Consider the following 16729-nt stretch of genomic DNA (forward strand, 5'->3'; position numbering starts at 1 on the left):
GTAAGTTAAAGAATGTTATACCTGTTCATTTTACGGTTTCGGAGGAAGAAATTTGAAAAGGAGAACTCAGTTGATTTCGCAAAAATTCGGGCATAAAAAAACAGGGAGATCAACATCGTCCCTGTTTTCTAACCTAACCAAATCTATTCTCTATGAAAAAACACTTAAACTATTCAAATTCTATGCTGCAAAGATAAAGTGGATTTTAGTTAACTCGTTGAAACGGAAGTTAAAGAATGTTATACCTGTCTTTTTTGGGAAAATCGGGGAAGAAATTCTGGAATGAAAAATTAGTGGTTTCGGAAAAGTATAGGCACAAAAAAACAGAGACGCTTTCTTCATCTCTGTTTCCTAACCTAACCAAATCTATTCTCTATGAAAAAACACTTAAACTATTCAAATTCTATACGTCAAAAATACGGCGGAATTTAGTTAACTCGTTGAAACGGAAGTTAAAGAATGTTAATGGGTGGATTATGCAGAAACAAGCTGCGTTGGACCGGTAAACAAATGTGCATTTTTTTAAGGTCAAAGCCACCGTCTATAAACAGTCTAAATAAATTTTAGCACACAAAAACCTACCTTAAACAAACAAAATGCTATTAAAAGCTACCATACATATACAAATAGTAGCATGTTTAAATATCGCTCGATACATGCCTCTAAAACAGGCTTTAAACTACTTTAAAAACTTTCTAAAGTGGAAAAATAGCGTTATTTTAGCCCTCCATTTTGATAGAAATTCTAATTCTTATATTATAACTTAAAATACAATTTTATGACAAAGCATGTATATACTTTCGGAGCCGGACAGGCAGAAGGTAAAGCAGACATGAAAAACCTACTTGGAGGTAAAGGAGCAAACCTTGCAGAGATGAACCTTATCGGTGTACCTGTTCCTCCCGGATTTACAATTACAACCGAAGTTTGTACCATGTACAACGAAAAAGGTCAGCAGGCAACTTTCGACCTGATAAAGCCGGAAGTTGAAGCAGCTGTGGCATTGGTTGAAAAACTCACTGAAACAGAATTCGGAAGCAAAGAGAACCCTTGTTTGATGTCGGTTAGATCGGGTGCACGTGCATCGATGCCTGGTATGATGGACACCGTTTTGAACCTGGGTATGAACGACGATGCCGTTGAAGGTATCGCGAAGAAATCAGGAAACCCTCGTTTTGCATGGGATTCATACCGACGTTTTGTACAAATGTACGGCGATGTGGTAATGGAAATGAAACCAACCAGCAAAGAGGAAATTGATCCGTTCGAAGAAATTATCGAACAACTGAAAGAAGAAAAAGGAATTCAATTAGATACTGAATTTACAACTGAAGACTTAAAAGAACTTGTAGCTCGTTTTAAAGCTGCGGTAAAAGCACAAACCGGAAAAGATTTCCCAACTGATCCATGGGAGCAACTTTGGGGTTCTGTTGCAGCGGTATTTAACAGCTGGAACAACGACCGCGCTATTCTGTACCGTCGTTTAGAGCAAATCCCTGACGAATGGGGAACAGCTGTAAACTGCCAGGCAATGGTATTCGGAAACATGGGTTCGAATTCAGGTACAGGTGTTGCATTTACCCGCGACGCAGCTACAGGAGAAGATATTTTCAATGGTGAGTATTTGATCGACGCGCAAGGTGAAGACGTTGTGGCAGGTATTCGTACTCCACAGGAAATCACTATTGAAGGTTCGAAAAAATGGGCTGCTCTTCAGGGAGTAAGCGAAGAAGAAAGAGCTTCAAAATATCCTTCATTGGAAGAAGCGATGCCTGAAATGTACAGACAGTTGAACGAAACTCAGCAGAAACTGGAAGACCACTACAGCGATATGCAAGACCTTGAATTTACCATTCAGGAAGGTAAATTGTGGTTGCTGCAAACCCGTAACGGTAAACGTACAGGTGCTGCAATGGTACGTATTGCAATGGAAATGCTGGAAGAAGGTCGTATCGACGAAAAAACAGCTCTTCAGCGAATCGACGCTGCAAAACTGGATGAATTACTTCACCCTGTATTCGACACCGAAGCAATGAAAGCTGCAAGTGTATTGGCAAAAGGTTTGCCTGCATCACCAGGTGCAGCTACCGGTCAGGTTGTTTTCTTTGCCGATGAAGCAAACAAATACCCTGAATCAGTTTTGGTACGTGTTGAAACATCTCCTGAAGACTTGGAAGGTATGCACATTGCCAAAGGTATTTTAACTGCCCGTGGCGGTATGACTTCGCATGCAGCTGTTGTTGCCCGCGGAATGGGTAAATGTTGTGTATCGGGTGCCGGTAATGTAAAAATCAATTACAAAACCCGCATCATGACTATCGACGGTAAAGAATTTAAAGAAGGCGACTGGATCTCATTAAACGGATCAACCGGTGAAGTTTACGACGGTAAAGTAGCTACTATGGATCCTGAGTTAAGCGGTAACTTCGCAAAAATTATGGATCTGGCCGACAAATTCACTCGCATGACTGTTCGTACAAATGCCGACTCTCCGGCAGATGCTCAAGTTGCACGCGACTTTGGAGCGCAGGGTATTGGTTTATGCCGTACCGAGCACATGTTCTTCGAAGGAGAAAGAATTAAAGCTATGCGCGAAATGATTCTTGCAAAAACTGAAGAATCACGCCGTGTTGCATTAGATAAATTATTGCCTTACCAACGCGAAGATTTCGAAGGAATTCTGGAAGCAATGGAAGGTTATGGTGTAACTATCCGTTTACTTGATCCGCCATTACACGAGTTTGTTCCTCACGAAGAAGCCAACCAAAAAGAAATGGCCGACGAAATGGGAATTTCTGTTGACGAAGTAAAAGCATTGGTTGAAGATCTTCACGAATTTAACCCGATGTTGGGTCACCGTGGATGTCGTTTGGGTAACACTTATCCTGAGATCACTGAAATGCAGGCACGTGCCATTATCGAAGCAGGTGTTAACCTGACTCAGAAAGGTATTGATGCACGTCCTGAAATTATGGTGCCGCTTATCGGAACAGTTAAAGAGTTAAAACTGCAGGCCGATATTATTCACGCAACCGCTAAAAAAGTATTTGCTGAAAAAGGTGCTGAGTGTAACTACATGGTAGGAACAATGATCGAGATTCCTCGTGCTGCTGCAACTGCTGATAAAGTTGCTGAAGTTGCTGAATTCTTCTCGTTCGGTACCAACGACCTTACTCAGATGACTTTTGGTTATTCGCGTGACGATGCCGGTAAATTCTTACCTATTTACATTGAAAAAGGTATCCTGAAAAACGATCCTTTCCAGGTACTCGACCAGGAAGGTGTTGGACAGATTGTTGAGATGGGTGTTACCAAAGGCCGTAGCACAAAACCAAACCTGAAAGTTGGTATTTGTGGTGAGCACGGTGGTGAGCCATCTTCAGTAATGTTCTGCGACAGCGTTGGAATGGACTACGTAAGTTGTTCTCCATACCGTGTGCCAATTGCACGCGTAGCTGCTGCACAGGCTAATATTAAATAAGATACAATAGTTCTTATATACAAGAGCTGCTCTTCGGGGTGGCTCTTTTTTTATGCCAAAAATGAAAACCAGGTAAAACTACGTGGTTGATTTCAGGTAATTTTACGCTGTTTTTGTGACTGTTTTTTTATGAAATTTGTGTTCTTAAAAGGATGCAACGATGAACATGAAGCATATAAATAAAATTGATTCTTTAAACACATTCACATTCATTAAGCTAAACTTCATGTACTCTGATTATTTTTTATCTTCTTACTCTCGAAATGAAATACTTCATCATACACTGTCCTCTTTCCCTAAGTCACGATGATAAAAAATAAAGAGTTGCATCAAAAAAAAGGAGTACTGCTTAGTACTCCTTTTTTATATGGTATAAAGATTATTTTTGATGGCAAATATCACGAGGCCCGCAATATTTTTTGTTTCGGTTTTGTCGAGCAAATTGTACTTATGCCCTTCCACCGTACGTGCACTCAATCCCAGGCGATCGCCAATTTCGGTAGCGGTTAATTCTTCGCACAACAATTTAAGCACCTCCAGTTCCCGTTTGGTTAGTTTTAATTTTTTTACCAGATCATGCGACCCGGTACTTTTCATTCCCTGCAAAACCGCTCCTGACAAACTTCCTGAAAAATAGAAGTCGTTTTTTATTACCTTTTTTACCGCCAGTTCCAGTTCTTCCGGATCGGCACTTTTTAGCAGATAGCCGTTAACACCTTCGTTTATGAGGTGGGTAACCAACTGTGGCGCATCTTCCATACTTAAAATCAGGATACGAATATCCGGGTAGTCCCTGCGCAAAAAACCGGCCACTTCTACCCCATCCATCTCTGGCATATTTATATCCAGCAAAATCAGATCGGGGTGCTTATCTAAACCTTCGAGTAACCTCAACAATTGAACACCGTTACCTGCCTCATAAATATTCTCCACCATCTCAAAATCTTCCAACAAGGCCGCCATACCTTTCCGAAAAAGCATATGATCATCGGTAACAACTATGTCAATTTTGTTTTCAGTCATTGATTTGTTTATACAATATTGCCCGGGTTCCTTTCCCCGGCCACGATTTTAATTTTATTTTGGCATTGGCCATTTCCGTTCTGCTTTCCAGATTTCTTAAGCCAAGTCCTGTTCGCATTTTTTCATCCAGTAAAAAGCCCCGACCATTATCGCTCACCGTTAGCGCCAGTCCCCGGTTTGAAAAACGAAGGTTAATATTGATCTTACCTGCATTGGCATGTTTTATTGCATTATTTACCAGTTCCTGCACCACCCTGAAAACAGCGAGTTCCTGTTTGGTATCGAAACGAAACTGTTCGCCATTCACCCATGTTTCAATGGTTAACTCATCCGATTTATTTACCCAGTTTGCCAATTCTTCAATGGCAGGATATAAACCCAGTTTTTCGAGCGATGGAGGAAGTAATGCTCGTGAAATCCGGCGTACCTGAAGAATTACATCATCCAGATAAGACTTTGTTTCAGCGGCCAGACCTTTGGCTTTTTCTTCTTCTGTCTTTTTTTCAATACGGCCAACATTTAGCTTAACCACCGACAACATGGCTCCAACTTCATCGTGTAAATCGCGGGCAATTCTTTTCCGCTCATTCTCCTGAGCCTGAATGGTATTTTTAATCATCTCCTCCTGCTGGCTTCGAACCAAACGATTCAGCTCCAACTGCTTATGCAATAATCTTTTCTGATAAGCAATAAAAAAGAAAAAGATGCCTCCGGCTAATAAAAGCATTCCGATGGTACCAATTAGATAGACCAATAGTATTTCCGAATTCCCGGTTCCTTCCACAATTCACATTTAAGCTATTGCTAAAGTACTTAACAAAAATGAACTTTCTGTATAATTTAAATAATATTCGAAATGTGTGAGTTTGGATAATCGGACCTAAAGCAACTTTTTCTCAACCGTTGCAGGCTTCCTGCCTGCTTTCCAAAATCCAATGGCAATAAGGATATAGAATATAGTATTTAACACAGTATAATAGTAACCTACTTCTTTTGATAATTCTCTTGAGTGTTCAAGAATAATATTAAACAACAGCGCATAGAAGAGGTTGCCTGAATAATAAATAAGAACCGAAAAATTTATATATATCAATGGTTCTTTCCATAAATCCTGCACAATAGCCTCGGTCATTACTTTATAGAGAAATAGAAGTGAAAAGCCTACAAAAAATATCTTACTAACTGAAAGCGGTATGGATGGATATAAATGTACAGACTGCAAAAACAAGACATTTATAACACAGTAAAGCTCGAATAGAACGATAATTGCTATAATTATCCTTTTTCTAATAATTCCTTTAAGGACTTCAGAATAAAAAAGTCCGAGCATAAAAAACTCAAGCATTACGTACAAATGCGAAGAAAGCATGGTATTGTTACCTCCCATATAAATGAATAGTCGGACAGCAATCTCATTAATGGTTCCATAAACCACAAAATAAAAGAACAAACGCAAGCTTTTATCGAGATCTTTATATCGAAAAAGGCCAATAAAGAAGGGTATCAGAATTGACACCCAGTTATACATTACAAAACTCAAAACAAAATTTTTATGAGTTATAAATACTTCGTTCGTCGCAGTATGGTGGACAAAGCCCTGTATTATTGAATTCTTCCGCTCCTTCGTCACCATCATCTGCCGATTTTATTGTTTGATCAACAACGGCACTTATCATTACATCCATGGTTTTTTGAATGCCAAATTCAATTTTAATTCTCTCGTTGTTCTGCGAATTGAATAATTCGTGTAGTTCGAATTTTGTCAACAAATAGGCATTGGGATAAATATACTGTCGGAAAGCTGCTCCTGCATCTTCCTGATCTATTTCTCCATCTCTCCACTTGCGATACAAACGGATGCTTTCAATTACAGTATCTGTTTTGTCAGAAAAATCTTTGTTTACGTCGCTAAGTTTATAAACCGGTGTTTCATAGTCGGCATAAACATCGCCGCTACCCAACAGAAAAGATGAAACGGCATACGCACAAAGCACGTACTTATCCCCGTCTTTTTCAGGTTCCAATCCCAGGTACACGCGCACACGATTTTCGTTCTCACCTATTAACGACTTATAGGTTTCTTTTTGAAGAATAATAGGTGTGAGTTTTAAGTTGAAGGTTTTTTCGGTTTCTTCTTTAAAGTTCTTTTTCCAGTTTTTTGCTTTCTCTGCAGGAAGCTGGTCGCGTTTTAATTTGTTAGCCATATTCATTGTATTTGGAGTACTAAAAATAGGCAAAATGTTTGACATAAAAACAAGTTCAATAACATATTCCCAAAATAAGAATCAGGAGCTTGTGAACTTCCGAAACAAAAAACTACCCGCCAAAATAATCTTGACGGGTAGTGCTGTTAATAAACAGTATAAAACTCAGGTTTAGCCCTCTTTAATAAGGCTCGTAATAGTAATCATCTCCAAAAACATATCCATTGTTGTAATAGTCGTCGTTAAAGGCATAATACCTGTCGGGATAATGAACCAATCGAAAACCGTAAGCCGACGATTCGAAGAACAGGTTTCCAACCCTGAAATACAGGTAGCCGTTTATGTTAACCCGCTCGTAACCGTAAGGCAAATACTCGAACGAAAATCCAAAAGGCATATTAACCAATACATAACCTACACCTTGACGATACCTGAAAAAATGACCGTCGTAACAATAGTATTTATGGTGGTTATGAACAAAAACTGTTGGACGGTAAACAAACTTCCGGATTACGTGACCATAGTGATTATGGTGATAGTAGTATTTATGGTAGCGGTATGAATAAGGACTGTATCCGCCGTAATAATCGCGCCAGCTGTTGTAGTTCCATCGGTAGCTCTCCCAGTGCCTATCCCAGTGACGGTTATTCTGATAGTTGTAATGCGAATAGTATTTTTTATCGCGGTGATTATAATTCATATCCCGTGAACGATAACTACTGCTCCAGTCCCTGTTATTTCCCCTGTAATTATTATTTGGTTTGTAACGTTTGTCGTTTCTATCGACATTGTAATAACGATTTGCATCGCGGGAATTCGTCCCGGTTGTTCTCCGTTCTGCTCTTACCGGTTGTTTCGAGCCGTTGGTGCTGGCGTAAGTTTTTGCAGGTTTACGCTCGCTTCCACGGTTTGTATTTACACGGTTAGCCGATTTACTTTGGGTACTCCTTTGATTTTGATTGTAGCGCTGTGCTGCAGAAGTACTCGTACGTCTTTGTTTTTCGGAAATTTTATTTGCAGCACTTTTGCGTTGCATGTCGCGGTTTGTAGAAGCAGAATTATTATAAGTTCTGCTGCTTGAGCGAACATTCGCATTATTTTGTCTCGCGCTGTTTGAACGTGAAGAACTTACCCGGTCTGATGACCGTTTTGTAGCAGGTGCTTTGAACGTTTTCGACGCACTTTTAGATGTTACATCTTTTTTACTGCTTCGTTTTGTAACTTCCCGGCTTTCAGTGCCTCGTTGTGTTGACCGGCGCTGTGCCTCTGCAGGAGTTGTTGTTATTATTGTAATTGCCGCCAGAGTAATCATCGTGGCAAACAATTTAATAGTTGTTGCTTTCATGACAATAGACTTTAAAAAATTCAACAATTTGTTTGCTTTGCTCTGTTGGCGCCAAAATAAAAATCGATATCTGCCTTACTTAACGCAAAGCCTGTGCCAAAATTGCACTCCTCAGTGTTCACAAAAGATACAGCGCACATTTCACACTGATTATCAGACTTTTTTTTCTCCACAATTCTCTCTACTTTTGCAGCTGCTTTAAAAGAAATTATGGCCCGCATATTAGCAATTGATTACGGAAGAAAAAGGACAGGATTGGCAGTTACCGATCCGGGACAGATTATTGCCAACCGTTTAACAACTGTTCCTACACATACCATTTGGGATTTTCTGAAAGATTATTTCCAGAAAGAAGAGGTAGAAACAGTGGTTGTTGGCTACCCGAAGCAAATGAACAATGAGGCCTCAGAATCTGTTCGTTTTATCAACCCGTTTTTGAAAAGATTTCAGAAGGTTTATCCAACCATAAAATTGGAGATTTACGACGAACGTTTTACATCGAAAATGGCTTTTCAAACCATGATTGACGGCGGACTAAAAAAGCAGAAGCGGCAGGATAAAGCATTGGTTGATGCCATAAGCGCAACCATTATTTTACAGAATTATTTAGAACAGAAACGAAATTTATCGTCGTAGAAAACGTAAACCATAATTTACGAAGGACGATAGATAAGAATAAAAGACAATTAAGATCATATGAAATATCCGGTTACAGTTTACGGAGACCCGTTATTAAGAAGGAAGGCAGAAAAGATTGAGAAGGATCATCCAAAACTCGATGAAATAATTGAGAACATGTGGGAAACCATGTATTATTCGGATGGGGTTGGACTGGCTGCGCCACAGGTTGGTTTGTCTATTCGTATGTTTGTAATCGATGCATCGTCGGGTGCCGACGAAGAACCGGAACTGGAAGGATTTAAGAAAGTTTTTATCAATCCGGAGATTATTGAAACCGCCGGCGAAGAATGGACAATGAACGAAGGTTGTTTAAGTTTACCCGAAATCAGGGAAGATGTAGATCGCCCCGACGAGGTTACCATTAAATACCTCGACGAAAACTTTGTGGAACACACTGAAACCTACAAAGGATTTGCAGGCCGCGTAATCCAGCACGAATATGATCATTTGGAAGGCGTATTATTTGTCGATTATTTATCGCCACTACGTAAACGACTGTTAAAAAGCAAACTACTGGCCATTTCAAAAGGTAAAGTGCGGCCACATTACCGGATTAAAGTTCCGAGATAATGCCATAAAAACAGTATCTTAGTTACGGAAAATCCTTCAGGCCTGAATTGTGGAAAACACATTCAACAAAATACCGTTTCTAAGATTAACTGTTGCCCTTGCTTCAGGCATTTTTCTTGCGTCACTTTTTAAATTCGACAGCACCCTTTGTTTTTTTGGGATTGTTGGAATTATTGTGTGTCTGCTGATTATCCAAAAGTGGTATAACTTTTTCCTGTCTCCAATTTTTGGACTACTTACGTTTGTACTATTTGTTCTATTTGGCTCGGTAATTTTTACCGAATACAATAAAACAACGATTGTTGAAACGCAAGGCACTTTGATTGGCACGGTATTGGAAACGCCGCAGGAAAAACCGAACTCCTATAAAAGTTTGATACAACTTCACTCCTGTTATTCAAGCGATACACTCGAAAGAACACATGAAAATATTTTGGTTTATTTCGAAAAAAGCATTGAAGCGAAACAATTAAAACTAGGCAGCCAGATTATTTTTGACACATCGCCTGAATACATCGAAAACAATGGAAATCCGTACGAATTTGATTACAAAAAATACCTGGCCCGGCAACATATTTACCGGCAGGTTTATTTAAGCTCTGAAAGCTGGGAACCAACAACATACAAATACAACAACCTAAAAATCCGGGCCGAAACAATACGCGACAAACTGTTAATAATATACCGGGCACAGGAAATCGGTGAACGCGAGACAGAAATTCTTTCGGCACTAACGTTGGGTTACAAACGCGAACTCGACCGCGAAACAAAACGTATTTTTTCCTCTGCCGGAGCGATGCATATTCTTGCAGTTTCCGGATTGCATGTTGGAATACTGTTTTTTGCCTTTTCGTTCATCTTTGGTTTTCTGAAAAAACGAAAAGCAGGCAAATTAATTTACCATCTCATCTTAATTGCCTTGTTGTGGAGTTATGCTTTTATCACCGGTTTGTCGCCATCGGTTATGCGAGCATGTACCATGTTTAGCCTGATTACAATTGCCAACAACATACACCGCCGGGCAAATATTTACAACACTTTAGCCGCATCTGCATTTCTGCTTTTATTGATTAATCCTAACAACCTGTTCGAGGTTGGCTTTCAATTGTCGTACATGGCAGTTTTTGGCATTGTTTATTTGCAACCACGACTGGCTGCTATTTGGCCGGTAAAAAATAAAATCGCCTTGTTCTTCTGGAACCTGATTACAGTTTCAGTTGCAGCCCAAATAGCAACATTCCCGTTATCGGCTTATTATTTCAACCAGTTTCCAACTTACTTTTTACTGAGTAACATTGTTGTAATTCCGGCAGCAATGGTGCTTATTCCTTTGGGAATTGGATTGTTGGCGTTTTCTTCTGTTCCTTTATTAGCAGAAGGAATTTCCTTCCTGGTTAAGTGGATCATTAAAACCGTGTATTTCACACTTTCGTCAATCGAATCATTTCCATACTCAACTCCCGACGTAATGCTTCGCCGCCCTGAACTACTGTTTGTGCTGGCTATACTTTTTTCCGTGTTTTTATTCATAAAAAACAAAAATGTTCTTTATATAAAATCGTCACTTTTATTTGTTTTTCTACTTACTTTATCTATCCTGTTTTCCGGCTACAAACAATTCAATCAACACGAAATAATTGTACTGAACTCGAAAGAACCGGTTGTTTGTTTTATTTCAGCAAAAAACCTGTATGTTGTTTCCGCACTGCCACTTTCTCCCGATGATTACATTTACTCCTCCATTCAAGACATAAAAATCGGGCAACGGATAAAGAATGTACGCTTTTTGAACATGAATGAAAGCTTCCACGACAATTACATATTACTCGATCAGCAACGGGTAATTTTTGAAGGTAAAAAAGTTCTAATTGAGGACGATAAATCAACTCCAAACGAGCAAAATTCAGGGGATATTTATATTGCAGGAACAAACGGATTCAAACCTGTTCTGCCAAAAACCGATAGTTGTTATATTGTTCAGTATTACCCCGGCAAAAATACCTTTGCCAACCCCGACCAAATACATATTCTTTCAGCACAGGGAGCCTTTGTTTCGAGCTGGTAAGCGAAAAAAGGAGCCATTTATCCGCTCAATTATTTCAAGGCACACACAAATTTATTTTGCTTATTTCTGATAAAATACAAGGTGCATTTTGTAATTTAGAATGTTAATTTAATGTTGGAAGCTGGTAATTATAAAGATTTTTCTCTGGACATTCAGAAGAGAATACATTATTTTGCTTCACTAAATAAAACAGATAGATGAAAGTTGTTATTGCAGGTGCAGGAGAAGTTGGAACACATTTGGCACGAATGTTAACCAACGAAAATCATGATATTACACTGCTGGATGATTCGCCCGAAAAGCTGGCAAAAATTAGTAGTGAAGTAGATTTGATGACAGTAACCGGATCGGCCCACTCTTTTCTGGATCTGAAAAATACCGAACTGGCAAAATCAGATCTTTTTATCGCAGTAACTCCTTTCGAGGAGCGAAATGTGCTGGCTTGTTCAATGGCGTCGTACCTTGGGGTTAACCGCACCATTGCGCGTATTAACAACTCGGAATACCTTCAGGAACGGTATCGTTCGAAACTGAATAATCTTGGAATTAACGAGCTTATTTATCCCGAAAGTCTTGCTGCAAAGGAAATTGTAGCATCAGTAAAACAAACGGCAACCCGTCAGTTGATCGAATTTTCAGGTGGAAAACTGATCATGATGGGAATTAAAGTTCGCGAGAACGCGCCGATTTTGAATAAAACTTTCGAGGAACTTTCGCAGGAAAATCAACACCTGTTGGTTGTTGCGATAAACCGTGACAATGAAACCATCATTCCAAACGGAAACGATTTTATAAAAAATGGCGATATCGTATTTTTTGTTACCACACCGGCCGAACAAAACAACGTATACGAATTAACCGGGAAAACACTTTTCGAGGTTAAAAACATCATGTTTTTAGGCGGTAGCCGAATTGCCCAAAAAGCCATTGAAAAACTGGGCGAAAACTATCGCATAAAAGTTATTGAAGGCGATCGCAAAAAATGCGAAAAAATTGCCGACAAATACGAAAATGTGCTGGTAATTAACGGCGATGGTAGAAACCTGAATTTGTTGCGCGAAGAAGGCATTGAAAAAATGGATGCCTTTGTAGCTACCACCGGAAATTCGGAAACCAATATTTTAGGATGTCACCTGGCGAAAACATTTGGAGTTCGCCGTACCGTTGCCGAAGTTGAAAACCTGGCCTATATGAACCTGGCCGACAACATGGATATTGGCAGCATTTTTAATAAAAAGCTTATTGCGGCCGGTTATATTTACCGTTTTACGCTTAACGCCGAAATTTCGAAGGTAAAATGCCTCACTGCATCCGATGCCGAGGTGTTTGAATTTATTGCCAAGCCGGGGGCAAAAATTACGCAAAAACCTGTTAAAGACCTCGACTTCCCGGTTGAAGCAAAAATCGGTGGTGTAATTCGTGGAAATATGGGATACATTGCCCACGGCTACACACAAATTCAGGAAGGCGATAAAGTTGTTGTTTTCACTTTACCGTCCGGAATTAAAAAACTGGAGAAATTCTTCAAATAAGAATAAACTACCGGAACATGAATCTCAAAATCATTTTCAGAGTACTCGGTTTTCTATTGATTGTTGAAGGCATCGCCATGGGTATTGCTATCCTGGTTGCTCTGATATATGGTGAACCCGATAGTATTGCTTTTCTTATTTCGGCAGGAATCAACCTTGCCATTGGAGGCCTGATTGTTGCTACCACATCAAAAGCAAAAAAGGATATTGGTAAACGCGAAGGATTTATCATTGTTTCGATGGTTTGGATCGTATTTTCGTTTTTTGGCAGTCTCCCTTATATATTTAGCGGTTCGATACCCAATTTCACCGACGCATTTTTTGAGACCATCTCCGGATTTACCACAACTGGCTCGTCAATATTAAACGACATTGAAGCACTGCCGCACGGTATTCTCTTCTGGCGAAGTATCACTCAATGGCTTGGCGGTATGGGAATTATCGTGTTATCGCTGGCAATTTTACCGGTGTTCGGAATTGGTGGTATGCAGCTTTTTATGGCCGAAGTTCCGGGGCCAACTCCCGATAAAATAAGTCCGCGGATTAAACAAACGGCAAAAACACTTTGGGTAATTTATCTGGCATTTACGGTTGCGGAAACCCTGTTGCTGTGGATTGGCGGCATGACATTTTTTGATGCCATTTGCCATTCGTTTACCACAATGGCCACAGGAGGATTCTCGACAAAACAGGCAAGTGTTGCACACTGGCCATCGCCATTTATTCAATATGTAATTATTGTTTTTATGTTTCTCGCCGGAACAAACTTTACCCTTTCTTATTTTGCCATAAAAGGGAAGTTTTCGGTGGCTTTTAAAGACGAAGAATTTAAATATTACAGCTTTTTCACGCTTGGATTTACAGCACTAATTTTTATCGGATTATTGATCTCAACTGAATTTGGCGTTGAAAAAGCTTTCCGCGATTCGCTATTCCAGGTTCTCACCATTATTACAACTACAGGATATGCCACAGCCGACTACCTTACCTGGCCGCCGGTATTAACCATGCTTATCTTTTTGCTGTTCTTTTTTGGTGGATCTGCCGGATCAACCGGTGGAGGAATCAAGATTATGCGTATTGTTGTTTTATTAAAGAATGGCTACTACGAACTAAAACGTTTGGTACATCCCAACGCAGTTATTCCTGTTCGTTTTAACAAACATTCGGTTGACGCAAAAATCGTTACCAACGTACTCGCCTTCTTTATGATCTACTTTGTGATTTTTGCATTCAGCACGGTAATTTTCACCTTGATTGAACCCGACATGGAATCGTCGATGGGTGCTGTTGCAACTTGTCTTGGAAATATTGGTCCTGGATTGGGCTCGGTTGGACCTGCCGAAAATTTCTACCACATAAAACCGATCGGAAAATGGTTTTTATCGTTTTTGATGCTGCTGGGCAGACTTGAGCTTTTTACTGTTTTGGTACTCTTCTCACCATCATTCTGGAAAGAATAGAAACATGTTTAATATTCCAACTCCCCTTTTCCCTGGCGATTAATGGTTGGTTCGTCCGAGGTACAATCAACAATTGTTGAAGGGACCAGTTCGCCATAACCACCGTCGATAACCACATCGGCAATTTCGCTATACTTTTCATGAATCAGTTCTGGATCGGTTGTATATTCCAGAAATTCGTCCTCGTCGTGCACCGAGGTCGACATTATTGGATTTCCCAGTTCCTGAACAATTTCGCGAATAATATTATTATCAGGAATTCGGATACCCACCGTTTTTTTCTTGCCACGAAAATAGCGCGGTACATTATTGTTTGCATTTAAAATAAAGGTAAACGGACCGGGTAAATTTTTGCGAATGAGTTTGAAAATATGATTTGGGATGGGTTTTGTATAATCCGACAAATGACTGAAATCGCTGCAAATAAATGAGAAATTGCTTTTCTCAATCTGGATTCCTTTGTGGCGTGCAACTTTTTCTACGGCCTTCTGATTCGTAATATCACAGCCTAATCCATAAACCGTGTCGGTTGGATAAACAATCACTCCTCCACTCCGCAGAATATCTACAATTTTTCGGACTTCGCGAGGATTTGGATTTTCATTGAATAAACGAACCAACATAGTTTTTTCTAATTTTGAGCGCTAAAATTAGTTTTTTATGCCGGAAACAAGATGTTAAACAACCTGTTTTCGGGCTATTTTGGTTCAATAACATACGAACCGGGTAAATAAGACAACAGATGCAACGAAAAATTATAGAAACAGGAGATGGCTCAAAAACCCTGTTTATTCCTGAAATGGATGAACAATATCACTCAGTTAACGGAGCTATTACCGAATCGGAATATGTGTACCTCGACAAAGGTTATCGACACAACCAATCACTGGAGCCTGTAGTACTCGAGATTGGTTTTGGCACCGGGCTGAACGCTTTACTTACTGCCCTGGAAGCTGAAAAAAGCCAACGAAAAACCACATATATTTCGTTGGAGAAATATCCGCTAAAAGCTGAGGAGGTGAAACAATTGAACTACGGTAGCTTAATCTCCGAAGAAGCAGCGCAGCTTTTTGAGCAGTTACATACGAGGCTCTGGAACTCAAAAACTACGGTAACTCCGTTTTTAGATCTGTTAAAAATTGAAGCCGATCTAAAGACATTTTCATTTGACAATCTTCCTTTGGTAGATATTATTTACTATGATGCATTTGGTCCCGACAAACAACCGGAAATGTGGGAGGAACAAATTTTCAAATCGATTTTTGGAATTAGTAATCAAAGCGCAACACTGGTAACCTACAGTGCAAAAGGAGAGATAAGACGACGCATGGAACGATCGGGATTTACCTCCGAAAGACTACCCGGTCCTCCGGGAAAACGTCAAATGTTACGTGTTAGCAAACTTTAAAGCCGACTGTAAAATATTTAAAAACCCTAAAACAATCCTCACAAACACACATCCTTAGATATTGACATACTGACACTTAAGTATATTTTAGAAGGCATTTTTCAATTAGATGAACAACAAACACGATTGTTCAATTTTTCAGCGTTAGCTTTTTTTAACATTTTTTAATTCACCAATATTTGTTTCGAACATTTTGTAACATATACACAAAGAATTGCCCTCAAAAAGGTTAAAAACCAACCTTTTGACATTTTGTCAACTAAAATTCGGAAGGCAAAAAACATGACTTTTCATAGAGATTTTCAATTTTTTCAGATTTTTATTTCTTGGAATTTGCAAAAATTCCTTTAAAATTTGGACTTCATTCAACGTGAAATTTATGATCTATCAATTTCAAATCATTTCACAAGAGACCCAAAGCTTCCGACTGGAAGTAGCTCTGGATGAGAAACATTCATTTTTCGATTTTCATAGCATTATTCAGAAAAGTGTGGGTTTTGAATCACACCAACTGGCATCATTTTTTGTGTCGAACAACCGATGGAAAAAGCTGGTTGAGATTTCAATGTTAGACTTAGGTATAAATGGCGCGGCCTTTTACATCATGCAAAAGACAAAATTGCGCGACCTGCTGCAAAATGTCGGGCAGCAACTAATTTATACATTCGATTTTTTGAACGACAGGTCTTTTTTTATAGAACTAACTGGAATAATTATGGAAAAAAATCTTAATGAACCATTAGTCGCTTTAAAACAAGGCGATGCCCCCGTTCAGGTTTTAGGAGAAGAAAGAGTTGAATTTGAAACTGGTTCACTCCAGGAAGAAGAAGTTTATATGGATTTTGGAGAGCTAGATGATTACACTGAAATCTTTGGCGAAATGGACGATTTCTAATCACGAAAGACGACTGTTTAATCCATGTTTAAAAAAATTCCAAGACTGTTCATTATTTTGAA

14 protein-coding genes are annotated in these 16729 nt (G+C 39.4%); 8 read left to right on the forward strand and 6 right to left on the reverse strand.

Annotated features, from left to right (window positions below):
• Positions 1–778 precede the first annotated feature (778 nt).
• Positions 779–3481, forward strand: a complete 2703-nt coding sequence (ppdK, locus tag SLH46_RS17060) for a pyruvate, phosphate dikinase (protein ID WP_320282418.1) — start codon at positions 779–781, stop codon at positions 3479–3481.
• Positions 3482–3844: 363 nt separating this feature from the next.
• Here the strand turns inward: ppdK and SLH46_RS17065 are convergent, their stop codons facing one another.
• The 5 genes from SLH46_RS17065 to SLH46_RS17085 form a co-directional block, all read right to left on the reverse strand.
• Positions 3845–4504 (reverse strand): response regulator transcription factor, encoded by a 660-nt coding sequence (locus tag SLH46_RS17065; RefSeq protein ID WP_320282419.1) that lies wholly within the window; start codon positions 4502–4504, stop codon positions 3845–3847.
• Positions 4497–5288, reverse strand: a complete 792-nt coding sequence (locus SLH46_RS17070; protein ID WP_320282420.1) for a sensor histidine kinase — start codon at positions 5286–5288, stop codon at positions 4497–4499. The genes SLH46_RS17065 and SLH46_RS17070 overlap by 8 nt, the downstream gene beginning before the upstream one ends.
• A gap of 96 nt (positions 5289–5384) precedes the next feature.
• Positions 5385–6044 carry a hypothetical protein gene (locus tag SLH46_RS17075; RefSeq protein ID WP_320282421.1) on the reverse strand — a complete coding sequence of 220 codons (660 nt, stop codon included), beginning with the start codon at positions 6042–6044 and terminating at the stop codon, positions 5385–5387.
• Between the two features lie 10 nt (positions 6045–6054).
• A complete protein-coding gene (locus SLH46_RS17080) occupies positions 6055–6708 on the reverse strand; it encodes a hypothetical protein (RefSeq protein WP_320282422.1) in 654 nt (217 codons plus the stop codon).
• Positions 6709–6889: 181 nt separating this feature from the next.
• Positions 6890–8053, reverse strand: a complete 1164-nt coding sequence (locus SLH46_RS17085) for a hypothetical protein (RefSeq protein ID WP_320282423.1) — start codon at positions 8051–8053, stop codon at positions 6890–6892.
• Positions 8054–8263: 210 nt separating this feature from the next.
• Between SLH46_RS17085 and ruvX the strand changes: the two genes are divergently transcribed.
• From ruvX to SLH46_RS17110, 5 genes are all read left to right on the forward strand, one after another.
• The gene (gene ruvX, locus SLH46_RS17090) at positions 8264–8689 is read left to right on the forward strand and encodes a Holliday junction resolvase RuvX (RefSeq protein ID WP_320282424.1); all 426 of its coding nucleotides are present in this window, start codon (positions 8264–8266) and stop codon (positions 8687–8689) included.
• A 60-nt stretch (positions 8690–8749) separates the two neighbouring features.
• Entirely contained in the window at positions 8750–9304 is a 555-nt protein-coding gene (def, locus tag SLH46_RS17095) for a peptide deformylase (RefSeq protein ID WP_320282425.1), read from the forward strand.
• Between the two features lie 49 nt (positions 9305–9353).
• A complete protein-coding gene (locus SLH46_RS17100; protein ID WP_320282426.1) occupies positions 9354–11369 on the forward strand; it encodes a ComEC/Rec2 family competence protein in 2016 nt (671 codons plus the stop codon).
• A gap of 197 nt (positions 11370–11566) precedes the next feature.
• Complete coding sequence (trkA, locus tag SLH46_RS17105) at positions 11567–12901, forward strand: Trk system potassium transporter TrkA (protein ID WP_320282427.1); 1335 nt, start codon at positions 11567–11569, stop codon at positions 12899–12901.
• A gap of 17 nt (positions 12902–12918) precedes the next feature.
• Positions 12919–14364, forward strand: coding sequence for a TrkH family potassium uptake protein (locus tag SLH46_RS17110; RefSeq protein WP_320282428.1), 1446 nt, complete (start codon positions 12919–12921; stop codon positions 14362–14364).
• A gap of 8 nt (positions 14365–14372) precedes the next feature.
• On the opposite strand, the gene SLH46_RS17115 is transcribed toward SLH46_RS17110, so the two are convergent.
• A complete protein-coding gene (locus tag SLH46_RS17115) occupies positions 14373–14987 on the reverse strand; it encodes an L-threonylcarbamoyladenylate synthase (protein WP_320282429.1) in 615 nt (204 codons plus the stop codon).
• 119 nt (positions 14988–15106) lie between these two features.
• On the opposite strand from SLH46_RS17115, the gene mnmD reads away from it, so the two are divergent.
• Together mnmD and SLH46_RS17125 are read left to right on the forward strand one after the other, a co-directional pair.
• On the forward strand, positions 15107–15772 hold the full coding sequence (gene mnmD, locus SLH46_RS17120) for a tRNA (5-methylaminomethyl-2-thiouridine)(34)-methyltransferase MnmD (protein ID WP_320282430.1): 666 nt from the start codon (positions 15107–15109) through the stop codon (positions 15770–15772).
• A gap of 379 nt (positions 15773–16151) precedes the next feature.
• Entirely contained in the window at positions 16152–16667 is a 516-nt protein-coding gene (locus SLH46_RS17125) for an IS1096 element passenger TnpR family protein (protein ID WP_320282431.1), read from the forward strand.
• Positions 16668–16729: the final 62 nt, after the last annotated feature.

This window comes from Draconibacterium sp. IB214405, from assembly GCF_033963885.1.
In the GTDB taxonomy this organism is placed as follows: domain Bacteria; phylum Bacteroidota; class Bacteroidia; order Bacteroidales; family Prolixibacteraceae; genus Draconibacterium.